Annotated in this window: 24 protein-coding genes; 14 read left to right on the top strand and 10 right to left on the bottom strand. The window is 47.6% G+C overall.

Annotated features, from left to right (window positions below; translation table 11 throughout):
* Positions 1 to 194: 194 nt before the first annotated feature.
* Both OZ401_RS06665 and OZ401_RS06660 read left to right on the top strand, forming a co-directional pair.
* Entirely contained in the window at positions 195 to 1,415 is a 1,221-nt protein-coding gene (locus OZ401_RS06665) for an acyl-CoA dehydrogenase family protein (RefSeq protein WP_341467445.1), read from the top strand.
* Positions 1,416 to 1,738: 323 nt separating this feature from the next.
* Positions 1,739 to 3,232: a hypothetical protein gene (locus OZ401_RS06660; RefSeq protein ID WP_341467444.1), complete on the top strand. Its 1,494-nt coding sequence runs from the start codon at positions 1,739 to 1,741 to the stop codon at positions 3,230 to 3,232.
* Between the two features lie 66 nt (positions 3,233 to 3,298).
* On the opposite strand, the gene OZ401_RS06655 is transcribed toward OZ401_RS06660, so the two are convergent.
* The 3 genes from OZ401_RS06655 to OZ401_RS06645 all read right to left on the bottom strand — a co-directional run bounded on the left by OZ401_RS06655 (position 3,299) and on the right by OZ401_RS06645 (position 5,677).
* On the bottom strand, positions 3,299 to 3,784 hold the full coding sequence (locus tag OZ401_RS06655; RefSeq protein WP_341467443.1) for a CoA-binding protein: 486 nt from the start codon (positions 3,782 to 3,784) through the stop codon (positions 3,299 to 3,301).
* Between the two features lie 255 nt (positions 3,785 to 4,039).
* Positions 4,040 to 4,894, bottom strand: a complete 855-nt coding sequence (locus tag OZ401_RS06650) for an SDR family oxidoreductase (RefSeq protein ID WP_341467442.1) — start codon at positions 4,892 to 4,894, stop codon at positions 4,040 to 4,042.
* A gap of 192 nt (positions 4,895 to 5,086) precedes the next feature.
* Positions 5,087 to 5,677, bottom strand: a complete 591-nt coding sequence (locus OZ401_RS06645; protein ID WP_341467441.1) for a TetR/AcrR family transcriptional regulator — start codon at positions 5,675 to 5,677, stop codon at positions 5,087 to 5,089.
* 127 nt (positions 5,678 to 5,804) lie between these two features.
* Here OZ401_RS06645 and OZ401_RS06640 point away from each other — a divergent pair, with 127 nt between their 5' ends.
* The 3 genes from OZ401_RS06640 to OZ401_RS06630 all read left to right on the top strand — a co-directional run bounded on the left by OZ401_RS06640 (position 5,805) and on the right by OZ401_RS06630 (position 7,827).
* Positions 5,805 to 6,440 carry an NADPH-dependent F420 reductase gene (locus OZ401_RS06640; protein ID WP_341467440.1) on the top strand — a complete coding sequence of 212 codons (636 nt, stop codon included), beginning with the start codon at positions 5,805 to 5,807 and terminating at the stop codon, positions 6,438 to 6,440.
* A gap of 537 nt (positions 6,441 to 6,977) precedes the next feature.
* Positions 6,978 to 7,253 carry a PAS domain S-box protein gene (locus OZ401_RS06635; RefSeq protein WP_341467439.1) on the top strand — a complete coding sequence of 92 codons (276 nt, stop codon included), beginning with the start codon at positions 6,978 to 6,980 and terminating at the stop codon, positions 7,251 to 7,253.
* Positions 7,234 to 7,827, top strand: a complete 594-nt coding sequence (locus OZ401_RS06630) for a response regulator (RefSeq protein WP_341467438.1) — start codon at positions 7,234 to 7,236, stop codon at positions 7,825 to 7,827. Before OZ401_RS06635 ends, OZ401_RS06630 begins: the two co-directional genes overlap by 20 nt.
* Before the next feature lie 57 nt (positions 7,828 to 7,884).
* Here the strand turns inward: OZ401_RS06630 and OZ401_RS06625 are convergent, their stop codons facing one another.
* From OZ401_RS06625 to OZ401_RS06610, 4 genes are all read right to left on the bottom strand, one after another.
* A complete protein-coding gene (locus tag OZ401_RS06625; RefSeq protein WP_341467437.1) occupies positions 7,885 to 9,285 on the bottom strand; it encodes an SGNH/GDSL hydrolase family protein in 1,401 nt (466 codons plus the stop codon).
* A gap of 95 nt (positions 9,286 to 9,380) precedes the next feature.
* Positions 9,381 to 10,214: an alpha/beta hydrolase family protein gene (locus tag OZ401_RS06620; RefSeq protein ID WP_341467436.1), complete on the bottom strand. Its 834-nt coding sequence runs from the start codon at positions 10,212 to 10,214 to the stop codon at positions 9,381 to 9,383.
* Positions 10,215 to 10,253: 39 nt separating this feature from the next.
* Positions 10,254 to 10,478 carry a hypothetical protein gene (locus OZ401_RS06615; RefSeq protein ID WP_341467435.1) on the bottom strand — a complete coding sequence of 75 codons (225 nt, stop codon included), beginning with the start codon at positions 10,476 to 10,478 and terminating at the stop codon, positions 10,254 to 10,256.
* 389 nt (positions 10,479 to 10,867) lie between these two features.
* A complete protein-coding gene (locus OZ401_RS06610) occupies positions 10,868 to 11,731 on the bottom strand; it encodes an alpha/beta fold hydrolase (protein ID WP_341467434.1) in 864 nt (287 codons plus the stop codon).
* A gap of 128 nt (positions 11,732 to 11,859) precedes the next feature.
* Here OZ401_RS06610 and OZ401_RS06605 point away from each other — a divergent pair, with 128 nt between their 5' ends.
* Entirely contained in the window at positions 11,860 to 12,837 is a 978-nt protein-coding gene (locus OZ401_RS06605; protein WP_341467433.1) for an SCO1664 family protein, read from the top strand.
* Positions 12,838 to 12,842: 5 nt separating this feature from the next.
* Here OZ401_RS06605 and OZ401_RS06600 read toward each other — a convergent pair whose 3' ends face one another.
* On the bottom strand, positions 12,843 to 13,676 hold the full coding sequence (locus tag OZ401_RS06600; RefSeq protein WP_341467432.1) for a hypothetical protein: 834 nt from the start codon (positions 13,674 to 13,676) through the stop codon (positions 12,843 to 12,845).
* 170 nt (positions 13,677 to 13,846) lie between these two features.
* Here OZ401_RS06600 and OZ401_RS06595 point away from each other — a divergent pair, with 170 nt between their 5' ends.
* From OZ401_RS06595 to OZ401_RS06585, 3 genes are all read left to right on the top strand, one after another.
* Entirely contained in the window at positions 13,847 to 14,353 is a 507-nt protein-coding gene (locus OZ401_RS06595) for a CvpA family protein (RefSeq protein ID WP_341467431.1), read from the top strand.
* Positions 14,354 to 14,474: 121 nt separating this feature from the next.
* A complete protein-coding gene (locus OZ401_RS06590; RefSeq protein ID WP_341467430.1) occupies positions 14,475 to 15,275 on the top strand; it encodes a hypothetical protein in 801 nt (266 codons plus the stop codon).
* A 377-nt stretch (positions 15,276 to 15,652) separates the two neighbouring features.
* Positions 15,653 to 15,991 carry an FmdB family zinc ribbon protein gene (locus OZ401_RS06585; protein ID WP_341467429.1) on the top strand — a complete coding sequence of 113 codons (339 nt, stop codon included), beginning with the start codon at positions 15,653 to 15,655 and terminating at the stop codon, positions 15,989 to 15,991.
* Positions 15,992 to 16,007: 16 nt separating this feature from the next.
* Here the strand turns inward: OZ401_RS06585 and OZ401_RS06580 are convergent, their stop codons facing one another.
* Positions 16,008 to 16,190 (bottom strand): hypothetical protein, encoded by a 183-nt coding sequence (locus OZ401_RS06580; protein ID WP_341467428.1) that lies wholly within the window; start codon positions 16,188 to 16,190, stop codon positions 16,008 to 16,010.
* A 115-nt stretch (positions 16,191 to 16,305) separates the two neighbouring features.
* Here OZ401_RS06580 and epsC point away from each other — a divergent pair, with 115 nt between their 5' ends.
* From epsC to OZ401_RS06560, 4 genes are read left to right on the top strand one after another with little or no spacing between them, the layout of a single operon-like run.
* Entirely contained in the window at positions 16,306 to 17,157 is an 852-nt protein-coding gene (gene epsC / locus OZ401_RS06575; RefSeq protein WP_341469857.1) for a serine O-acetyltransferase EpsC, read from the top strand.
* The gene (gene cysS / locus OZ401_RS06570) at positions 17,138 to 18,565 is read left to right on the top strand and encodes a cysteine--tRNA ligase (protein WP_341467427.1); all 1,428 of its coding nucleotides are present in this window, start codon (positions 17,138 to 17,140) and stop codon (positions 18,563 to 18,565) included. The genes epsC and cysS overlap by 20 nt, the downstream gene beginning before the upstream one ends.
* A gap of 3 nt (positions 18,566 to 18,568) precedes the next feature.
* Positions 18,569 to 19,324, top strand: coding sequence for a 23S rRNA (guanosine(2251)-2'-O)-methyltransferase RlmB (rlmB, locus tag OZ401_RS06565; protein ID WP_341467426.1), 756 nt, complete (start codon positions 18,569 to 18,571; stop codon positions 19,322 to 19,324).
* The gene (locus OZ401_RS06560; RefSeq protein ID WP_341467425.1) at positions 19,321 to 19,545 is read left to right on the top strand and encodes a hypothetical protein; all 225 of its coding nucleotides are present in this window, start codon (positions 19,321 to 19,323) and stop codon (positions 19,543 to 19,545) included. The genes rlmB and OZ401_RS06560 overlap by 4 nt, the downstream gene beginning before the upstream one ends.
* Before the next feature lie 49 nt (positions 19,546 to 19,594).
* Here OZ401_RS06560 and OZ401_RS06555 read toward each other — a convergent pair whose 3' ends face one another.
* Positions 19,595 to 20,824, bottom strand: coding sequence for a hypothetical protein (locus OZ401_RS06555; protein ID WP_341467424.1), 1,230 nt, complete (start codon positions 20,822 to 20,824; stop codon positions 19,595 to 19,597).
* 270 nt (positions 20,825 to 21,094) lie between these two features.
* Between OZ401_RS06555 and OZ401_RS06550 the strand changes: the two genes are divergently transcribed.
* Positions 21,095 to 22,432 (top strand): hypothetical protein, encoded by a 1,338-nt coding sequence (locus tag OZ401_RS06550; RefSeq protein WP_341467423.1) that lies wholly within the window; start codon positions 21,095 to 21,097, stop codon positions 22,430 to 22,432.
* Positions 22,433 to 22,457 lie beyond the last annotated feature (25 nt).

Below are 22,457 nucleotides of genomic sequence, written 5' to 3'. Positions count from 1 at the left end.
CGGGAAGCGAATTCAACCGTGCAGGGCGAAATCACTAATTGGAGAATTGGTTTTGAGGGCGGTTTATTTTGTTGTATTATTGACGAGTTATTTGTACTGCATCACCTTTTCCTCACCAACCCTTTGCGCCGGGGCTACAGGCGTTTTTAATCGACAACAGGGCAAGTTTAGCAGTCGTTCAAGGGTGAACCGCAATGGATTTTGAGTATTCAGACAAAGTGAATGAGTTGCGCCGCAAATTGCAGGCGTTTATGGATGCGTATGTCATTCCCAACCGGGAGACTTTCGAGCAGCAAATCGCCGAATCGGGCGACCCCCATTTTTACCCGCCTATTTTGGAAGAATTAAAAGCGAAAGCACGCGCCGAGGGCTTGTGGAACCTGTTCTTGCCCGATGATGAGTACGGGGCAGGACTAACGAACCTCGAATATGCCCCGCTGGCTGAAATTATGGGGCGGGTGGAATGGTCTTCGGAGATATTTAACTGCAATGCGCCCGATACGGGCAATATGGAGATTTTCGCGCAGTTTGGCACAGAGGAACAAAAAAAGCAGTGGCTTGAGCCTTTGCTGGAAGGCAAAATTCGCTCAGGTTACGCCATGACCGAACCGGGCGTTTCTAGTTCTGACCCTATCAACCTGCAATTTACCATCAAGCGCGAGGGCGATGAGTATGTGCTGAACGGGCGCAAGTGGTGGACTACCGGAGCAAGCCGTGAGCGTTGCCAAATATTCATCGTGATGGGGCTAACGAACCCGGACAACCCGATTAAGCATCAACGCCACACGATGGTGCTAGTTCCGCGCAATACTCCCGGTCTGACGGTGCTGCGCAACTTGAGCGTGATGGGCTATACCCACAATGACGGGCATGCCGAACTGGTTTTTGAGAATGTGCGCGTGCCTGTCAGCAACCGTCTGGGCGATGAGAACGCCGCTTTTGCCATTTCGCAGGCACGTCTTGGTCCCGGACGTATCCACCATTGCATGCGCTCTATCGGGGCGGCTTCGTTTGCGTTGGAACTGATGATTAAACGCGCCACCGAGCGTTCCACCTACGGTAGCCGACTTGCCGAACACGGCGTTATCCAGAATTACATCGCCGAATCCGCCATCGAAATCGAGCAAGCGCGTCTGCTAACCTTCAAAGCCGCTTGGACGATGGATACCATCGGCAAGAAAGCTGCTATGAACCAGATTGCCATGATTAAGGTGGTCGCGCCGCGAGTGCATACCAACGTGGTCAACCGCGCTATTCAAGTGTACGGGGGCGAGGGCATCAGCCAAGATACGCCGTTGGCGCACATGTGGGCTACCGGACGCATGATGCATTTGGTGGACGGTCCGGACGAGGTTCACATCCGGGCGTTGGCGCGTTCGCTCATCAAGCAAGCCTCGCTGGCAAAGGCGGAGTAATTTTTATAAAAGGCGGTTCGTGCAACCTTATGAGAGGGGACGAACCGCTTTTTTAATGTTCGCCTCATAAAACTACTTTTATCAACATCGTATAATATAAGTAGTAAGGGTGAGTAAACTACCTTTATTATTTCGCCGTCTCTGCGGTGGAAATGGTTACGTCACTCACACACTCCACCACCGCAATCTTGCTTGATACCTTTTCTAAAAGCCTTCATTTACAGGTATCAAGGCAGGAAGCCTTACAGTAGTTGGCAGTAAAAACCCTATGATATACAGTCCTCAAAATTGTATGTTGGGATTGCCAAGTGAAAGGAGGCTATATGAAAAACAAGATTAGTGGTATTTGTATCGTATTACTGGCGCTGGGTGCGCTTTTGACAGCTTGTGGTAATAATACTGCTACGGTTGTACCTGCTACTGACATTCCTACCACATCCATATCTACTACTGTTCCTACAGTAACTACCGCCGCTATAACAACCACCAGTACTGCTACTCCTACTACGACTGTAGCCACTAAACGTCCCATTATCAATACTGGTAACCAACCTTATCTGGGTGGTACGCCTGAAGCTACGATTGCTATTTCTGAAATGAACGAGCTAACAACTGCATACGGCTCCGAAGTGGTATTAACAGCGCAGGAGGCAACCTATCTTTACCGAAAGTTGCGGCAGGCAGCAAGCAATTTTGACTCGGTCAGGGTTGAGGCAACTTACCTTACAGAGGGTAAGGTAAATGGTGATTACTATAAAGCGGTAGTGATTACCTCGCCTCCAGAAGCTTTTTATGAGGAACATAAAACTGGCAGTACAACAAGCCGAACTGTTCTGGTTGATGGGGTAGTGTATCGAGATGAATACGGGAAAGGCTGGGTGACTGAAATCACCAATAGTTGGGTAGATACTGTCTGGGATAACCTCTCTTATGATCTGCCGGACTACCAAGTCAGTGAGGTTGAAAATATGGGCAATATTGGGGTCAAACGTATGCCGGATGAGCAATTAGATGGGATAAAAGTTGGAGTTGTGCTGGTTGATAGAACTACTACCACTTATAAGCCTTTAAAGCTTGCCCGGCTTTACTTTGACAAGGCTAATATGCGCCCGGTAAAAATGGTTAGGGAGTTCATCAAAGACTCTGGTAATAGTGCTACCGAGTGGAGAGCCTATGATTATAATAGCACCACTCTAAAGGTCGAAGCTCCGATGGGTGTAAATACCTCCAGCCCGGAAGCAATAGCCCTGTACAATAAGCTGTTGTATACAACTGGAAAATTTAGCTCCATCAGTTTCAAGTTAATCGGTAAACAAAGTGACAATGATATTAACTTCAAAGCGGTGGTTTTGGTACTCCCAAGCGGAAATCCTGAAGCGTATTCAGCCGAAATGATACAGGAAGGTAAAATTACTCGTGGTGTAGCGCTTGATAAAGTTTACTACGACTACAATGAAGCCAACGGCTGGCGTATTATATCCTCACTAGATGCGGAAGGTTGGGGAATGGGTGTTACGATGTTTGCTAATCCCATGTCTCTGGCTCAGAGTAGTTCGCCAACGCTCAAAATCTTGCCGGATGAGCAATTGAACGAACGCACTGTGGGGGTTTTGTCTTATGAAGCGCCCCTACCAAATAATGGCGATACATCTACTACAATAACCCAAAAAGCGGTGATTCGATATGATAAAACGAGTATGCTACCTTTAAAAGTTAGGATAGATTATAGTGATGGGAAGAGCTATCTGGATTGGGAGGCTCTGGAATATAATAATCCGAGTCTGAAGATTGAAGCGCCAGCCGAAGTTAAAAAGTAAATAGAAAAAAGGGCGACCATTGCGCCGCCCTTGCCGTATTTTAACGTGTGCTGTTGTGTGGCTGAACTATTTGGGATACTTGCCCGTGAGCTTCTTGCCGAAGCCGTGCAGACGGTGGAAGAACGCGGTTTCGGGTAGGAACATGAAAGGGCATTGTCCCGGTACGGTCTCGATGCCCTGCGCGGCGCAAAATTCAAGCGCGTTTTCGCTGACCGCGCCCGCACCGCTACCCTTGTGAAACCACACTCGCTTGATGCCCAGTTCGGCGCACTCGCGCACCACTTGCTCGGAAACAGCGGGAGCGGTAGCTAACAGCACCCAATCCACCGCTTGCGGCAAATCGCGTAGGCTAGCGTAGCACTTTTCAGCCTCGATTTCGTTAAGGGCAGGGTTCACCGGAACAACCTCATAACCGCGCGTACGAAACTCTTTCCACAGGGCGCGACTAATATCCGTTTCGGTGCGTGAAATACCCACTATCGCCAACCGTTTGCACGCCAGAAATTCGTTGATGACTGCCAGCGAGCCTTTCCGATCTGTTGCAACTGCCATAATACCAACCTCCTTAAATCATAACAAAACGACCAAACGGGAAAATCCATTTAGCGCGTCATTAAATATGATAACGCTTCAGGGTAAACTGCGTGGTTGATTCAGGTGTATTTTCAGTGAACGACAGGTAATTGCGCCGAGACAACCTCTACAATAGAAAATATTGTGGCTAATAAGCTTGCAGGAAACCACCTTATCTCCGGCAAATATTCCTATTGACAGGCTAAATATCGAAAACCGAATACTGCCAACTTTCTATTTTAGCTGGGATAATATCATTTTGTGTCGTAGACCGCGCGGTAAAATTCGCAACAAGCGCAAGAGATTTACCATCCGCCCTTCCCGATAAAGGGCTCCCGGTTTCTTTACAGTTAATATCTTCACGACTAATTTCGCAATTCGTTCCGGCGAGTCGGTTTTATTAACCTGCTGGGAATTTGCCTCGTTGAGTTTGGTTATGGCTGCCCCGTAAATAGCTTGAGCTTCGGGCGGGAAACTTTCAAGTATTTGCCGATTGGTTTGTCCCGATTTGTCCCAAATAGCAGAAGCAATATTTGCCGGTTCAATCACCGAAACCGGAACTGAGGAAAGTTCCATCCCCAAGCACTCGCTAAAAATCTCCACCGCATACTTTGAAGCACAATAGGGCGCTGAGAAGGGAAAAGCCATCATTGCCGAAACCGAGCTTATATTAATAATTCGTCCATGCCCTAGCTTGATTAACGGCAAAAATGCCTGAGTAACTGCCAGTAGTCCAAATAAATTTACCTCAAACATCTGGCGAACCTGTTCGAGAGGATAATACTCCAGCGGACCGTTTGAACTGATTCCCGCGTTGTTAATAAGCGCATACAAGCCAGTGTCACCGACTTTCTCCATAATACACTGTTTGGCGGAAGCGATAGAACTTGGGCTGGTTACATCCAGACACACGGGAGTTAGAAGGGGTGAAGCTTCTTTTTTAATTGCGGTGGCGTCATCATCATTGCGAACGCCCGCAAAAACCCTGTAACCCATTTTATCCAGATATAAGGCACATCCTCGCCCGATACCGCTGGAAGTACCGGTAATCAATACAGCCTGTTTCCCGGCTAAGTTTGTTTCAAGCATGTTATTGCCCTCCTGTTTTAAGCCTATCTCACCACTTTTTTAATGGTGTTAATGTAAGAAACGAGACTGTTTAGTTCCTGATCGCTTAACGATAAATCATAACAAAACAACCAAACGAACAAAATCCGTTTAGCGCGCCGTTAGCGATTGTAACGCTTAAGGGTGAATTGGCAGGTTGAAACAGGTGTAATTTCAGTGAAGCGAGGGCAATTGCGTATCCAGCAGCAGCGCCGCCGCTTGCGTCACCTGACGAGCGTGGCTATCCTTGCCGAACATGCGGCTCGCCACGAACGCCCCATCCATCAGTAACAGCAACTGCGCTGCCAAAGCGATGGGGTCAGACGCACCTGCATTGGCTGCCATCTCGCGCAAGCGTTCCAAAACCTGACGTTTGTGAGCAAGGGCGAGGCGATGCCCCGGATGGTCTAGGCTGGGAAAATCGGCGGCGGCATGCTGGAAAGTGCAACCCAAACATTGCGGGCTGGCACATAGCGCAGCAACCCCTTCAAAAAGAGCGTAAAGCTGGCGGCGCGGATCGTCCCCTGCCGGAGCAATCGCTTGCTCGAACCATTCCCAAAAGCTAAGGTTTGAACGCTCTAGATAAGCCACGATTAGGTCGTCTTTGGAGGGGAAATAGCGGTAAAGCGTCATCTTCGCCACACCCGATTGCTCTACGATGGTATCAATACCCACCGCCCGGAAGCCGTTGTGATAGAACAGTACGCTGGCAGTATCCAGAATTTGTTGTCGGGCAGTACCTGCGCCCCTTGTCGTCTCTTTCATTATTTATCAATTTCCCCCTTGACACTATACAGACCTGTATATATAATTAAGTCAAATACAGACAGGTCTGTATCATTTTAGCATAGTAATAGATATATTTCAAGATTTTTAAGCAGTGGAGGCAAGCATGAAAATCGGTATAATCGGGTCGGGCGTAGTCGGGCAAACCCTAGGCGAGGGCTTTATCAAAAAAGGACATGCGGTATTGCTCGGCTCACGCGAACCCAACAGCGAAAAGTTGCAAGAATGGACGGCTAAAACCGGCGGCAAAACCGGAACTTTCGAGGAAGTGGCAAAATTCGGCGAGTTGGTGGTAGTGGCGATCAACTGGGGTGGACTCGAACACGCCCTGCAACTGGCGGGTGCACAAAACCTCGCGGGCAAAGTGGTGATAGATGCTACCAATCCGCTTAACTTTGGCGCTACCGGACCATCGTTAGCCATCGGCTTCAGCGATTCGGCGGGCGAGATTGTGCAACGCCAGATACCGGATGCGCATGTGGTAAAAGCCTTTAACATCATCACCGCCCCTGTTATGATACAAGCCGACTTGTTGGGCGAACAGCTTGATATGTTCATTGCCGGGAACGATGCCGCCGCTAAAGAAACCGTCACCGGATTACTCAAGGATTTCGGCTGGAGCGTGGTAGATTTGGGCGGCATCGAGGAATCGCGCTTGCTTGAACCGCTGGCAATGATCTGGATTAAATATATGGTCAAAACCCAGAACTGGCAGCACGGCATCAAACTGGTGCGAAAATAACGAATTATTGAAGGGTAGTTTAACTTCACGTTGAGTGCCGTTGAACTGCCCTAGTCATCTTCCCTTATCACCCATTCAAGCCAAATAATGTTGGCACACCTCTCATAGATGACCAATCCATACCTCTACTTAGCTGGATTCAAATCGTTTATTAGGCATTTCAACTGAGATGAAAAGTTCATAAGTCCATCAAGTAATTCTATTCCTTTTGTATTTAATATATTTTATAATTATATGGGTAAAGCTAAATGAGTAAGAAAGACAAATAAAAATCTGTACATAGCGCAGACTAATGATCGCAAACGTGATTAATCCACTCATACAAATTTGGTCTTTGCTTATAAAGCCTTCTGATTCTATCAAAGAACTCGATCGTATTCGCCAATCACGTTTGTTGGCAATTTTATCGGTAGTATACTGCTCTCAGTTCGGGAACTAATAGGCTTTCTAATCGCTATCTTTAGCGGTCTGTTGATTTTCCCCTTACTTTTCCATCAAATCTCTTATGAGCAAATCTTTGTAGATCCGATACCTTTTGTGTTTATAGTTTCTATCGCAATAATTTCAAGCACGTATCATCGTACCCAAGTTGAACACGACCGACAGTTGATGCAGGAAAAAAAGGAGAATATATACCGAATACTCCTTGAAACGACCTTTGAAGGTGTCGCAATACATCAAAAGGGCGTTTTGATAGATACCAATATCGGGTTTGAGAGTATGTTCGGTTATCAGCAAGCTGAACTAATAGGCATGAACATGTTTGAGCTTATTCCAGAACAATATCGTGATTATGCTCGTCAAAATATTTGACCCCTACTTTAGTACCAAAGAAAAGAGTTATGGCTTGGGGTTAGCAATTTGCTACTCTATAATCCAGAAACACGGCGGAACAATTACTGTAGATACGGAGTTGTACAAAGGTACAACCTTTAATGTAGTTATTCCGGCAAGCCGATTTATCGAAAAAGCCAAAGAAAAAGAGAAAACAACCCTACCGCTTGCAAAATGGTCGGCTCTGGTTATGGATAATGAAATACTGGTGCAAAAAACCCTTCGCTTTGCGCTGGAAAGATTAGGTTATACAGTTACACTAGCCTGTGATGGACGAGAGGCGATAAAGCTCTATCGCGAAGCTCTGGAGAAAGAAACTCCTTTCTTGCTGGTAATCATAGATTTAACAATTCCGGGGGGAATGGGCGGCAAAGAAACTATTGCAAGACTTCGAGAGATTGATCCTGCGGTTACTGCTATTGTATCCAGTGGTTATTCAAATGACCTAGTAATAGCAACCTATCGTGATTATGGTTTTACAGGTATAATCAAAAAACCCTTTACCCTCGATGAATTACAGCAAGTAATAGGTGGTGTACAGGAAAAGGGATAAAGACAAGGGGATATTAACCCCTTGTCCGAAATCTTCCTAAAGCGATAATGTTATGGTCTAAATCTTACTTGCAATAAGTTGAGCGTAGGCTTTTGCCCCATCCGGGCGCAGGTGAATACCGTCATCCCAGAAGAATTGGGGGTTGGCGTAACCGAAATCATGCCAGTTGATCAGCACTACATTGGAATAGCGTTTGGCATTGGCAGCAAGCAAAGCATTATTCGAATCTTCCCACGAACGCGGCACTTTGTTATTTATGATAACCACTTCGCCCACATCCGATAGCACATCCATCAAGTCATCGAAATCAGCTTGACTAAAAGTGCCGTTATTGCCGAGATGTACCACTACCACGTCTCCCAAAGCGCCACGAGCGCGCTGTGTATTGAGAATATTAATCCCTACAAAAGCCTGACGACTAACCGCTGCATCTATTACAATATTGGGAAATGTACTCTCTAATGCGGCGGAAGCGCCAAGCATCACCGAATCGCCAACCGCAAAAATGCGCGGATTGGAAACCACCACAGGCATTGCACTAGCAGGGCAGGATTCACTCATGATACCTAGCTTACCCTCATACCGCCAGTTTACATAGTGCTGCCCCACATTGCCCATCTCAACCTGAAATTCGGACGGGTTGGAAGGAGTGTAAGTCAGGACGCGCCGCTCGAACAACTGCACCAACACATCCTTCTCTTTGCCGCCAACAGTAGCCCGCACCCAGTATGCTTCGCTAATCGGCAAACCAAAAACGTTGGCAACCGGGTTATCGGTGAAAATGTTTCCTTCCACGAAACGCTTGCCGTTCCAGATCTGACCTTTGCGATGCTGGTAATCCACGAAAACCGAGGGGATATTATGACTCAAGGCAGTGTCGTAAGCAGCAATGGTCAGTGAGGCAGGCAACACTACCAACTGATAAACCTGCCCGTTCCGATCCAGCGCATTGACTAATTGTTTTCCAATTTGATTTGGAGCGGAATACGCACCGGGGAAAAGGCTTACTAAATTCTTGAAGGAGGCGTATGTAGGCGAAGGGTTGTTCACGTTATTATCGCCTGCCACCGGGATTTCAGATGAGCCGCGCTGACTATAAGAAAAATCGCCAACCTGCAATTGACCTGTCACCAGTTCTTTGGTCAGCAAACCGTTGGTAAGGCTCGAACCGTTCCATTCCATTCGGTTCTTGTCAAAATATTGGACTATACGCTTGCCCTGTGGCGCTTGTAAGTAAGGTTCGGTAAACACGCCAAAGGTGTTTGAACCCCATGTAAAACCGCGCCCCGACCCGGGAACCTCATCCACCACCTTATCGCTATAATTCCACATTTGGCGAAATTGGCAAGAGCCGAAAACCGGAGCCGCCAACGCAGTTTGAGACGGGGTTAAAAGCGTAGTAACTGTAGTTAACAGTAACAGAACCACAGAAATGAGTGGAATTATTTTCGTTCTCATAGCATTTCAAACTAATCTGCTAAAATTTTCATATGTAGGCGCTATTATTAGAACCCTCGGACATAAGGAATAACACTTCAACCCCTCGCCACAAATTAAGGTTCAATATCCTGCGATTTATTACCTAACAGCCCGGTGATAGCGGCAAATACCTGCTGCCACTCCGACGAGTTTGGATCAACCATTTCAAAATGTCCTGCCCCTTCTAACGTAATCAAGGTAGCCTCATCCCCTAGTGCAACGGCGGTATCGTAATAAGTGAGGCTGATTTCGTAGGGTACAGAACTATCCTCAGTACCATGAATAATAATCTGCGGCACACCCAACGCCAACATTTCTTCCGGCGAGGCAAAGGCGTAGCGATCAGGATAATCCGCCGGAGTACCGCCCATAAATTGCTCGGTTACATTGTCGCTAAGATGTAATTCACAAGCGCGGCGCAGGTTCAACACGCCTGCCAACGGCACTACTCCTTTGAAACGTAACGGATTACGAGTATATAGCTCGTCTCCAACCGGAATATGTTGCCGACCTGCCAACCATGCGGCGAGATGTCCCCCCGCCGAATGTCCGGTTACCACTACCCGCGACAGATCAAGGTTATAGGTGGGAGCAATTTCGCGTAGGAAATCGGCGGCGCGTGCTACATCCAGCAATGTACCGGGGTAGCCGCCACCCTCGTTTCCGAGACGACGATATTCAATATTCCAAGTAGCGATCCCGGCAGCGGTTAGCGCGGCGCATAAATGCCCGGCGTACTCCAAACCATAACGCGCTCTCCAAAAGCCGCCATGCACGAAAATAACCACCGGATGCGGACCGGTGGTAGAAGGGAGGCGTAAATCGCCAAAATTGTTTGCATCAGTACCATAGCTAAGACGAAAGTCAGACGGCGGTGGAGTGGTATCTAGAATTTGTTCGCTATTCATATTTTCCATTCATGAATACGAGGCTACACTGCGCCCGTATTAGCGTACTTCGTCGTCGTCCATTTCAAGAGTACCGGCGCGGAAATTATCCACGTGCAGTTTCGCCCATGTGTATTTGTCGCTCAATGTCCAATGGTCAGCGCTAGTATCAAAAAAGTAGTAGAAAAACACTTTTAGTTCTTCCGGGTTAAATCCCTTGGTGGCAAGGTTCACCACCATCAGACTCTGGCGGAAATGGTCAGTATTCCAGTAGGTACGCATCATTACTCTCTTTTAAAACTATACTCTTTGAGTAGTGCAAATACTACCTTTAAAGTATTATAACAAATTTTATGAAATCATATTGTGGGCTATGCAAATATTGAAGCGGAGTAGCAGCTATACTTTGCCCAAAGTAGCGCAAAATAATAGAAATTAATTATATCCTCTGATATTTTCAAAAATAGAACATTCGCTTGGAACAGTAAAAATGAGCCTAGATTACAAACAAGGGGCTTAAACCCCTTGCCTAAAAAAGAAAGCCCTAAAAAAGAAAGTTTACATATATGAGCGAAATCCTCATAGTAGATTATCAGCGCATAATTGAGGTTAATGGGGCAAGAAACCACCGCCCGGATGCACGAACTGTAGTACAACCTTAACCCCCTACTCGCTTACTCTGCTAGGAAAGCCGCTATTTCCTGTTTCAGCACTTCAGAAGTGGCGATGGTGTAGTGGTTTGAATCGGGAATTGCCACTACCCGACTTCCGGTGATAAGCTCACTAATACGCAAGGCTTCATCCCGCGGTAGCACATACGCCGTATCCGGCCCTACTATACCCACAGTAGCATGCGCTATTAGGGTGGGTTGTTTGAGAAAAGTCAACAAAAGCTCTCCGTTCAAAGTGCTGTTTGCGCCGAGTTCTTCGTCAATCGCTGCTCTTGGTACGCGAGAACTTACTGTGCCATTCGGATAAACTTCCGAGTCGTAGCGCAGATAGTTTTCCCAGAAAGGGGTGCGGGGGTAGATAGCGTGTTGAAACATAGTGTCAAGATATTCAGCCATTGAGGGATAAACCTGCCCGATTCTGAATATCGCCGCAAGAATGGCATTGACCGTCTCCGGCGGTACTTTGCCGCCTGCATCTATTAGCACCACTTTACCAATCCGCTTTGGGTGTATTGCGCCCGTGAACAGGCTGATAACTGCCCCTAACGAATGTCCTACCAGATTCACCTTTGGAAGTTCTAGCGCATCACATAGCGAAAGAAGGTCGTTGGCATGGAAAGGAACACCGTAACCGTGCGGCGGTTTCGCACTTAAACCACGTCCACGCAAATCCGGCGCAATCGCGAAATAGCCTTGTTGCGCCAAATTTATTCCCAGTTCAGCCATGCTTTGCCCGTTTGCCGACAAACCATGCACCAGTATCACCGCTTTCTCAGGGACGCTAAACTCACCCCACGTAGCATAGTGCAGATTGATACCGTTAAGCTCGATGTCATGCTGCGAAGAAGCGACAACGTTTTCACTCATATATGTGTCCTTTCGCCTTTGAAAATTAATTGCCTTGCTCTCGCGATTTGTCCGATTCGAGAACTGAAATCACCTTCAAGCGGAAGTATAAAATAGCCCGTCAAATTAGGCAAAACGAGACGAATTAGTTGAGCTACATCTCTGTAGCATTGACACATAGCCCGAAGCTTAATACAATCGCCCATACCGGAACTGATGGAGTAGCGGCGAGGGTTTACCGTATGGTTAAGCGCAGTAATAATGACGAACAAGAACAACCGCAGGGCGATGATAGCGTCCACCCGGTGTATTTGCCGCAGGGTACGGTTTTTAAAATTGCGCGCATGCGACCAAAGCGCAGCAATACCCCACCTAACCCTGAAGCCAGCAAAGCATGGAGACTGAAACAAACCGAAGAAGAAGCGATGACGATGCTAGAAAGTGCGGAGGTACGGGGGCTAAAACTGATGCCTACCGGCTCGAATTACACTTTTATGGCGATGCTGTGCAACCCGGAAACGGGCAAGGAGTACGCAGCGGTTTATAAGCCGGTGCGCGGCGAAGCGCCTCTTTGGGATTTTCCGAACGGTACACTCTATCAACGTGAGTGCGCCGCTTACGTGGTTTGTCGTGCGTTAGGTTGGTCGTTTATCCCGCCCACCGTTATTCGTGACGGCCCGCATGGGATAGGTACGATGCAGCTTTTCATCGATACTGACGAAAGCCGCAATCTTTACGATTTTCGCGATGAACATGAATTTGAAATTCAGCGCATTACTATATTTGACCTGATTACCAACAACGCCGACCGCAAACCCAGTCATTTCCTGCTAGGAATGGACGGCTTCGTTTGGGGCATCGATCATGGGCTGTGCTTTAACAGCGTGCCGAAGCTTCGCACCGTAGTATGGGATTATGCCGGGATGGACATACCGGAAGATATTGCGCAGGATTTACAGGAACTTGCCACCAACCATGTGAAAACCAAAAAGCTAGAGGCGCAACTAAACCAGATGCTTGACCCTAGCGAGGTTGAAATCTTTTTCAAGCGGTTGGAGAGCCTAGCGCAAAACCCGCGCTTTCCCCAACTCAACTCGCGCCGTCAAGTTCCATGGGGCTTTTTCTAAAAGCACTACTTTTCAGTTTCAGGCTTACTATCGGCGGATTTGATAGGACTATCCATATCTTCTTCCGATTGGCTCAACTCCAACCGCAGTGGCACATTGTTCATACCTGTGAGCGGTCCTAGCGAAAGCGTGGCAAGTTCGGCAGCCTGTAAAGGGTCGGGGCTGTAAGCTACTCCACTAAGGCGCGAGGTCAGGTGTTCCACTCGCGTAAGCGCCGAGCCAACCACCACCAACCGCAACCCTGCCAAGCGTGGTTTGACTTCTTCAATAAATTTCAAGGTTTCCGGTATTAATCTGCCGGTGGACATGACCAACACCAGCACGTTCGGTCTTTCTTCCACCACGCGGTTAGCCAACACCAGAATCGGCACACGTGTACCCAAATCCACAATCTGCCAGCGCGCCGGGTCGAAACTGAGCGAAGCAAAGCCCAATTCCTCCAATACCGCCTCGCGCGTTTCAAGGCTTGCCAACATAACCTTCAAAGGAGGTTGGTCGCTTTCAGAGCGGTGATGCAGACGTGAAAGTACATTTGGCGCAACTGTATCGGCAACAGGGGAATCGTGGAAGAGCGATTCGGAAGGCAAATATACCGCAAAACTCTTTTGTAGTTCGGTTAAACCGTTCACCAGATGTTCAAATCCGGGCGTGGTGATAGCGCGGGCGCATAACTCGCGCAGAGAATGACCCATCAAATCAAATTGGCGATGGAACTCCAGCGAAACCGCCTCGCTGGGCGCACTCAACCTTAAAAGATGGTACAAACCCCTAAACCTATCGAGAATCTCGTTAGCCAGCATCTCGTTATCGGGAAATTGCTGGGCTTCTTCCTGTGACATCTATATTTTTCCTAGAATTTTCACTTTAAAAAATAATTCATCTAGCTAGATTCAATTATAACCCACCTTACTATAGTTCAGAATTAAATTAATTTTAACAGTGAAACTATTACCTTCTATAAGAGTTATAATAGCAGAAGATGACGTAAAGGATTAGCCGGAGCAAAAAGATGAGCTTTCTTGACATAGTGGTAGTTGCAATTCTGATCTCTTTTACGGTAGTTAGCGCAGCTTGGGGCGTATTGCGGCAGGCAATTGCACTGGGTGGACTGATTCTGGGTTTGATTCTGGCGGGTAGTTTCAGCGAACAGGTCGCCAAATCCTTTTTTGGCTTTATTGATAACCCGCAAGCGGCGCGGGGGGCGGCGTTTCTGGCAATTGTGATAGTGCTAAGCCTCACCGCCAGCGTAATTGCCAGCATCCTTTATTTTGTAGTCGGCTTGCTCTTTCTGGGCTGGCTTGATCACCTCATAGGCGCGGTACTGGGCTTCATACAGGGCGTGTTGGCGGTAGGTGTATTCTTAGTGGGGGTTTTGCTAATCCAGCCGGATTGGACAAATCAGCAACTCAAGACCTCGGTTATCTCCAACCAACTGGTTAAACCCATGACCGATGCGGCGTTGCTTGTTGCTCCCAACGAGCTAAAAGATACAATTCGGCTTAAAATGCCCAAATAGCGAAGTCTGAACCCGGGAATTCTCCCTGGAACAAGATAGGTGAAATACTTGCACCTCCTCCGCTGAACCTTCCACGAAAATAACGGAGGGGTTTTTAGCATAGAGATGTTGGGAGGGTAGCGTGAAAATACAAAAAAGTATAATATTATGTGGTTTTATACTGGTGCAATTAACGCTCGTAGCCTGTTCAGATGCTACTACTACACCTCTAACGGCTGCTAAAGCTACTAGCCCCGTCAATAGTCCTATTGCTAATTCTCCGACTGCTACCTTGACCACTCTGGATTTGCAGAAAAGATGGCTACAAGGCATCCCCTGCCGCTTACCTTGCTGGGAAGGTATTACCCCTGGTATTACTACTTTTGATGAGGCAATTAACCTACTCTCAAAAATCCCACGTGTAACAAATATTCAATTTGCCACTTATTTTTCCCCTGTTTTTGGGCCTCAGGGAAAAGAAGGGGAAGAAGAAGTAAAAGCTGCAACCTGGAATTGGGGAGCAGATATAAAGGGAGGTACACTATTAGCCTACCCTGATGGTGAGAAAAAAATTAGATTTATTAACCCTAATTATTATACAAACTTTACTCTCAAAGAGGCTATTGCATTCTATGGAGAACTACAATATATAATACCCTATACCCAAATGGATCATGTTCAAACCTATAGTCTGGAATTTATTTTCGCTGACAAAGGTTTTCTCTTAGCAACAACAGCCACAAAGCCTTTAGTCTTAGAGGAAAATATTACTTTGGGGGAATTTGATGTTTACGGTCCAACTCTCGCTGACTTAAAATTAATGATACCAATAAGGGATGAATATATTCAGACTTGGAAGGGTTTTAAAGATTATGACTATTCCTGTGTTCACGTAGGATTTTTAATTGACGACTGTGGTAAGTTACCTGCAAAAGCTCCATAATTGGATTTGATAGCCAGGATATGGTTCAACTTTAACCGCTTGCCTCAAAATATGGTGAGCTATGTCCGGCAAGCCCTTGATAATTTCAGCACCTACGCTTGGTAGCGACCGTCTTTTGATAGGACTTAACCAGGATTTTACATGGACTTTGACTTAGAATTATTGATGCCCTTTAGGCTTTCTCTAAGTTTATGTCCATTCTTCAAATAACAGCAAGATTCTCTGAACCTATACTCAAGCGTTCCCCAAGCTTTATTGCCATATAGCTTCGCTTATTGTAAAATTCAAATGGCTGGCAAATTGCCGGCTTTTAGTTTGGCTCAGCCCATATAGAAAAATCTTTATAACAAAATTGTTTTTCAGGAGGAAGAAGACTCATGCCTACTTACGACTACAAATGTGAAGAGTGTGGGCATCGGTTTGAAAAGATGCAAAGCTTCAGCGCACCACTGTTGAAGACTTGCCCCGAATGCGGTCAGGATCAGCTTCGCAAGATATTTACACCGGCAGGTATTGTGTTCAAGGGTTCTGGCTGGTATATTAATGATAATCGTCGCAAAGGCAGCGGTTCTGAAGATTCTGGTAGCAGTAAAAGTACCAGCAGCAGCGTAAAGACCGATACCACCACCAGCGCGAAAACCGATACCAGTACCAGCACGAGTACAGATTCCAAAAGTACCAGTACTAGTTCCAGCAAAGCCGAATCTGCGGCTTAACCGTTTAAGGAAACCTTTAGTCAGATAACTTGATAAAACCATGTTTTCTGGGCAGTCGCGAAAATTCGCGCCAATACATCCGAATAGCGTAAAGCGCGCCGTTCTGGAAACCAGAATCGCCTTTAGCCCCATCGCTGCAATTCAAAGCGTTGAGGGAGAGCCTTGCCTGTGTAGCTGGGGACATCGTTAGCGTTGCCATTTTTCAAGCATGCGCTTCGATGTCCCGTACCGAAAGGCGGGCTTTTTTGTTTCTGGAAAGAGAATGGATACGCTGTGGAGTAGCGGGAACGACTCCCGCAAGGAGAAAACCAGACATGGGAATTGTAGATGAAATAAAAGCGATAATGGAGCGCGACCCAGCAGCGCGCAATGTGTTTGAGGCACTGCTCTATCCAAGCCTACATGCCATCCTGTTTCATAGGTTGGCGCATCGTCTCTATAAAATGAATGTCCCTTTCTTCCCCCGCTTGATTAACCAATTTTCACGCTTCCTGACCGGCATCGATATACATCCGGGCGCAACAATCGGCAAGGGGTTGTTCATAGATCATGGTACGGGCGTAGTCATCGGTGAAACCGCCGAGCTTGGCAACAACATAACCTTGTATCAAGGCGTTACGCTCGGTGGCACGGGCAAACAGCGCGGCAAACGTCACCCCACTGTCGAGGATGATGTGTTGGTGGGTGTAGGCGCAAAAGTGCTAGGCGCAATTACTCTCGGCAAAGGCTCACGCATCGGCGGCGGCGCGGTAGTTTTGAAAGATGTGCCGCCTTACACTACAGCAGTGGGTGTACCAGCGCGGGTGGTAGCGATGCGAAACGGACATAACGACGAAAACCGCAGAGTAGAAAACCTGCCCGACCCAGAAGGTGATATGATAGACGCGCTACAGGAGAAAGCGGAAGAACTGGAAGCACGCTTGCGCCAATTACTGGCAGAGCATACCGAACAAACGCATGAAGTTGAACACGAACACGAAAATATTGAGCAACTGGATAACCGTTTGGAGGCTATGGAAGCGCGGTTGGAACGCATCGAACAGGGGCTTGGCAAATTATTGCTCGGCAACCACAGCAAGAACGGCGCATACTACTCTAAAGGGGGTTTCTACGACCCAACATTGTTAGAACAGGAGGCAGCGGCTAGTGTCGCTTACGGTATATAACACACTGAGTAGTAAAATCGAGCAATTTGAGACCATCGTACCGGGAGAGGTTCGCATGTATGTGTGCGGACCTACCGTGTACGATAACAGCCACATCGGGCATGCCATGAGCGCGCTCGTTTACGATATTGTACGGCGTTATCTGGAGTTCAAGGGCTACAAGGTGATTCACGCCCAGAACTTCACCGATATTGATGACAAAATCATCAGACGCGCTGCTGAAATGGGCGTACCTTGGCAGCCGATGACCGAAAAGTACATTAACCAGTTTCTGGAATGGATGGACGCTCTCAACGTAAAACGTGCTACCATTTACCCTCGCGCCACCAATGAGTTAGGCAATATCCTTGCGACAATTCAAACCCTCATCGAAAAAGGCTTTGCTTATCCCGCCAGCAATGGAGATGTCTATTACCGAGTCAACGCCAAGCCAGAATACGGCGAGTTGAAACACCAGAGCCTTGACGAGTTACAGGTAGGCGCACGCATTGCACCGGACGAAGCCAAAGAAAACGCGCTGGATTTCGCCTTGTGGAAAGCCGCCAAACCGGGAGAACCAAGTTGGGAAAGCCCGTGGGGTGATGGGCGCCCCGGTTGGCACATCGAATGCACCGCGATGGCAGTTGAGCATCTAGGCGAACAGATTGATATTCATGGGGGCGGCGCTGACCTGATTTTCCCACACCATGAAAATGAAATCGCCCAGAGCGAAGCCGCTACCGGAAAACGTCCTTTCGTGCGCTACTGGATGCACAACGGCTTGCTGCAAATGGGCAGTGACAAAATGAGTAAATCACTCGGCAACTTTGTAACCGTCGGTGATATCCTCGAAAACTATGATGCCGATACCTTACGCGCTTTTATTCTCGGTTCGGTCTATCGTAACCCGCTGAGTTTCAGCGAGGAAAGCTTTGTCGCAGCGCAACGCGGATTGGAACGCTTGAAAGCCGTTTTTAGCCCGGTGGAAAAATGGGGCGAACCTGACGATACCGCAGGCAATCCCGCCACTACCGCCACGCTATATGCTGCCGCCGAACAGGCGCGTGCGAACTTTACCGAAGCGATGGACAGCGATTTCAACAGCGCCATTGCGATTGCCGCCTTATACGACCTGACTCGTGAACTCAATCGGGGACGTGAACAAGGCGCGAGTCCCCAAAGCCTCCACCAAGCGCGTGCCCTTCTGCTGGAACTCGGCAATGTGCTAGGTTTGCGCCTAGACCGTGATACTTCTCCCAAACGTGGGCTGGAAGCTGCTCCTTTCATTTCGTTGCTGGTGGAAACCCGCACCGCTCTGAAAGCTGCCAAACAATATCAGCTTGCCGACCAGATTCGCGACAAACTCAAGGCGTTGGGGGTAAAGGTGGAAGACCGCCCGGACGGTACAAACTGGAAGTTTGAAAGCTAACCGATGGAATTAATTTACGGGCGAAACGCGGTCGCCGAAGCATTGCGTAGTACCAAAGCCGGCACTAAAGTTTTGCGTCTTTATCTTGCTGACGGCGCGGAAGCCAAAACGGGCGGAACGTTGGATTTCGCCCTCAAGGAAGCAACCACCCGCAAAATTCCTTTGCAGAAACTACCCCGCCCTGAACTGGACAAGCGCACTGCCAACGCCAACCATCAGGGCATCGCCGCCGAAGTCTCAGATTATCGCTACGCTAATCTTGATGAGGTGTTGGCGCAAGCTGCCGATAATCCTAACGCGCTTTTTCTGATATTGGATTACCTACAAGACCCTCAAAATCTGGGTACGCTTATTCGTTGCGCCGAAGCAACGGACGTAACCGCGCTTATTATCCCTGAACGGCGCGCTGCCGGGATTACTCCGGCGGTTCGCAACGCCAGCAGCGGTGCGGTTGAGCATCTCCATATTTGTCAGGTGGTGAATTTGCCGCGTGCGCTAGACGAGTTGAAAGAATCCGGCGTGTGGGTGGCAGGATTGGAGCATGAACCGGACGCGCAAGATTACGACCGCGCCGATTATACTGGCAAAATCGGGCTGGTGGTGGGCAGCGAAGGCGCGGGCTTGAGCCGCCTCGTGCGCGAAAAGTGCGATTTCTTTATCAAGTTACCGATGCTTGGCAGAGTAGAATCGCTCAATGCGGCGGTAGCCGGTTCGGTGGCGCTCTACGAAATCTTGCGACAACGCCGCGCTCAGAAGTGAAACGGCAACTTTCAAGGGCGCGACTGGCTTTTGCCGGACTGACCGGGTTGGCTGGCGCGCTCATTTGGCACTTCTCCCATATCGCGGGTGAAGAATATTCACCCTACCTCACCGATTCTCATTTCTGGCTACATCTGCTAATTGAAGGAGTGTTGGCGCTATATCTAGCTACCATTACCTATGTTGTGCTAAAGCTAGTCGAGCGAATCAAGCGCCAATAAAAAAGCCCCTTCCCGGCGAACCAGAAAAGGGGCGAAGTTCTGTAACAGCCTACTCGGTTACGCCGGGTATGCCGATGAGCTTGAAGTACACTATCGAACGATTGCCGCTCACCTGTCCATCAAAGATAAGGGTATAAACTCCCTTTGTAGCTCCAGCAGTAGTAGTAAAAACGTAGAGCAACTCACCTTTGGTATTAGCGCCCCAAGTATCAAATGATGCGTTAGTTTTGCCATCGGGTGTTACCAACGTAACTTTGATTGCCTCATTCGGAATGAAGCTGTCACTCTTAACCACGAAGGTTGCGCCCGGGAAAGCGGCGGTCGGGTTGATAGTGGCACGCGAGGCGGGTGTTACTGGCACATCGTACTTGGGGTCGTAGCGCCATGTGTAGTAATGGCGACCAACGTTGCCCATTTCCACCTTGAAATCATCCGGGTTGGAAGGAGTCCATGTCAGTACACGGCGCTCGAAAAGCTGCACCAATACATCACGTTTAGCGCCGTTGACCGTTGAAACAGTCCACATCGGTTCGGTGATGGGATAGCCAGCCGTATAAACCCAGTTCAGCACTAAGCCCACTGCCGGGTTTTGCCCTTCAAAAACTAGCCCCTTCTGATTAAAATAGTCCCAGAAAGGCTTCGCGATATTGTGACCAAGCACCGGTTCGTAATAACCGTAAGTGGTCAACGCGCCTAACGCCGGGTTGTTATCGACTATGCCAACGCGGTTGATGGTCTGCGTAATCGGCAATCCCACGTGTGGTTCTTGAGGACGATTCACCTGTGTACTGGCAAGATCGGTAAAACTGCCGTAAGTAGCGGCATTATTATTAATCGGGTCGCCAGCCACCGGAATATCGTATGCTGGATAGCGCGCCTGGAAACGGCGGTCGCCTAATTGCAAATTCCCCTGCACCATCTCCTTAACCAGCAACCCGTTGGTAACATAGTAGAGGTTATTCTGGTCAAAATCAGGACGGGTAATTTCCATACGGGCTTTATCAAAATATTGCACGAGGCGTTGCCCGTTGGGCGATTCATCATAAGGTTCGTAGCTGGAATAGAAGCTCTCTACCCCATATACAAAACTGCGCTTGACCGCTTGCTGTAAAACGGGCAAATCGGGGCGACGCCAAGTATTCTCGAAAGCGGGTGCCGCAAAAGAACCTGCCTCTACGGTAAGGGTCATATTGAGAGTAAGCAGTATAAGGAATACCACCCCCAATAGACGCAGCCTGTTTAGCCTAAAATTCCTGTCCGAAGCATTGTTTAGACGCATTTTGGAAAGCCCCTCCCTTGGGTATGAGCCGGAAAACGCGGGAAATTAACATAACACGATTACTACAGGCTATTTTAATACATGTTATGTAAAAAGAAAAGACCCTGATTATGACAAGTGGAGAATTTGTACGATTTGGAATTATATAGAGTTTTTATGTTCGAACAAAATTAGATAATAGTAGTCAAAGGCACTAATAGCATGTAAAATTGGGGGTAGGATATAAATCAAGTATTAAACGATTTACCAGAAAAGGAATATGTACAAGTCATGGAACCACGCCTAAGATTCGTAGTAGTTTACCTCTTACTACTCACATTGATTTTGTCTGCCTGTGGCGGTTCATCGGCAACCGTTAATAGCGGGACTGTTTCACTAAGCCCAATAACTGGAAATACAGTAGAGCAGGTTACTACTAACACTCCTATGCCTTCCCCGACACCTGTACCAAAACCGAATATGTTGCAAGTAGGTGGAGAAGATAACCCCTGGATGGAAATCAGTTTATATGAAGGTGTAAACGAACAGTTGCAGGAAGTGCCCATGAATCAAAGTACCCTTGATGGAATGGGTACATTTTTTCAGGGAGCCCCTTCACTGGTTGCGGTCAATAATCCTACAAACGTAATCCAGAATACCTATTCGGTTATCTGCCAGCCAGCTATTTGCAAAGGTCTAAGGAACGGTAATTACGAGCAAATGAACTATAAAATTGGAGGAGTCAGCAGCGTAATAACTGAGAAAAGTACAGGTAAGATAGTGGGGCATATTGGGTTTTCTCCATTCAAACCAACCTCAATAGCACCTTCTGTACTAGTATTTACACTGGTAAGCAGCATAGTGCTGGATCAGTTTATGGAAGGGATTAATCAGCAATTCGAAGTAGTTAATAAAAAGCTGGATGCTATCAAATCATTTCTTGATGACAAAGAAATCAGCATTATAGATGGAAATCTGAAATACTTAAATGGTATCAAGACGGTTATGAACCAGCGAAAAATTGCGCCAACCGACTTGGAAAGTTTTCGCACCCAACTTGAAGCGGTAGAGCGTGAGTCTCAGCAAACGATCAGCTTTTACCATACGCAAGTAGCCCGTTCCTACGACGCATTCAAACAAATAAAGCTTGATAAAATGCTATTCGTTTTTCGGAGCGATGACAAAATCAACGAATTTAAGAAAAGTATAGCTGACTATCAGCGCCAATCTCAGGTTTATCTAGCAGCTTTGAGTGTCAGAGCGTTGGCAGCACAGGTAAGAAGCGCACTGCCGGAGAGCAGGGAACTTGCAGTTAGCCGAATTGAGGAAGTACAAACGGATCTTAAAACTTGGTATGATGAGCAAATAAAATTTTATGGGGAAGTAGAAAAGCGTATCCCTGAAATGGATGGCTGGTTTGCCGACTCTAAAACTCAAGATCAGTTTAAGACGCTTGCTGCTAATGGAAAAGTAGAGGCAAAACAAACTTATGACAAGGCTAATGAGGTGCTTGCGGATACGACAAATAAGGTGAAAGTTCAAATGCAGGCAGAATCATTACCGCTAAAGTTGGTGGTGGTGCTGGATGCACAAGGTAAAGTACAAAAGATTAGCAAAGTAGTAAGTTAAACCGCAAAAAAAGAGTGGCAGCGCC

Origin of the sequence: Candidatus Chlorohelix allophototropha (genome assembly GCF_030389965.1) — a bacterium.
Taxonomy (GTDB): Bacteria; Chloroflexota; Chloroflexia; order Chloroheliales; family Chloroheliaceae; genus Chlorohelix; species Chlorohelix allophototropha.
This window is presented reverse-complemented; position numbering and strand designations above follow the sequence as displayed.

Coding starts and splice junctions, on each gene's coding strand:
- OZ401_RS06660 (WP_341467444.1), top strand. CDS start 1,739: ATGAAAAACAAGATTAGTGGTATTTGTATCGTATTACTGGCGCTGGGT.
- OZ401_RS06615 (WP_341467435.1), bottom strand. CDS start 10,478: ATGATGCGTACCTACTGGAATACTGACCATTTCCGCCAGAGTCTGATG.
- OZ401_RS06600 (WP_341467432.1), bottom strand. CDS start 13,676: ATGTCACAGGAAGAAGCCCAGCAATTTCCCGATAACGAGATGCTGGCT.
- rlmB (WP_341467426.1), top strand. CDS start 18,569: ATGGAATTAATTTACGGGCGAAACGCGGTCGCCGAAGCATTGCGTAGT.
- OZ401_RS06585 (WP_341467429.1), top strand. CDS start 15,653: ATGCCTACTTACGACTACAAATGTGAAGAGTGTGGGCATCGGTTTGAA.
- OZ401_RS06625 (WP_341467437.1), bottom strand. CDS start 9,285: ATGAGAACGAAAATAATTCCACTCATTTCTGTGGTTCTGTTACTGTTA.
- OZ401_RS06645 (WP_341467441.1), bottom strand. CDS start 5,677: ATGAAAGAGACGACAAGGGGCGCAGGTACTGCCCGACAACAAATTCTG.
- OZ401_RS06630 (WP_341467438.1), top strand. CDS start 7,234: ATGCTCGTCAAAATATTTGACCCCTACTTTAGTACCAAAGAAAAGAGT.
- OZ401_RS06610 (WP_341467434.1), bottom strand. CDS start 11,731: ATGAGTGAAAACGTTGTCGCTTCTTCGCAGCATGACATCGAGCTTAAC.
- OZ401_RS06665 (WP_341467445.1), top strand. CDS start 195: ATGGATTTTGAGTATTCAGACAAAGTGAATGAGTTGCGCCGCAAATTG.
- OZ401_RS06650 (WP_341467442.1), bottom strand. CDS start 4,894: ATGCTTGAAACAAACTTAGCCGGGAAACAGGCTGTATTGATTACCGGT.
- OZ401_RS06640 (WP_341467440.1), top strand. CDS start 5,805: ATGAAAATCGGTATAATCGGGTCGGGCGTAGTCGGGCAAACCCTAGGC.
- OZ401_RS06555 (WP_341467424.1), bottom strand. CDS start 20,824: ATGCGTCTAAACAATGCTTCGGACAGGAATTTTAGGCTAAACAGGCTG.
- epsC (WP_341469857.1), top strand. CDS start 16,306: ATGGGAATTGTAGATGAAATAAAAGCGATAATGGAGCGCGACCCAGCA.
- OZ401_RS06550 (WP_341467423.1), top strand. CDS start 21,095: ATGGAACCACGCCTAAGATTCGTAGTAGTTTACCTCTTACTACTCACA.
- OZ401_RS06655 (WP_341467443.1), bottom strand. CDS start 3,784: ATGGCAGTTGCAACAGATCGGAAAGGCTCGCTGGCAGTCATCAACGAA.
- OZ401_RS06620 (WP_341467436.1), bottom strand. CDS start 10,214: ATGAATAGCGAACAAATTCTAGATACCACTCCACCGCCGTCTGACTTT.
- OZ401_RS06595 (WP_341467431.1), top strand. CDS start 13,847: ATGAGCTTTCTTGACATAGTGGTAGTTGCAATTCTGATCTCTTTTACG.
- OZ401_RS06580 (WP_341467428.1), bottom strand. CDS start 16,190: ATGGCAACGCTAACGATGTCCCCAGCTACACAGGCAAGGCTCTCCCTC.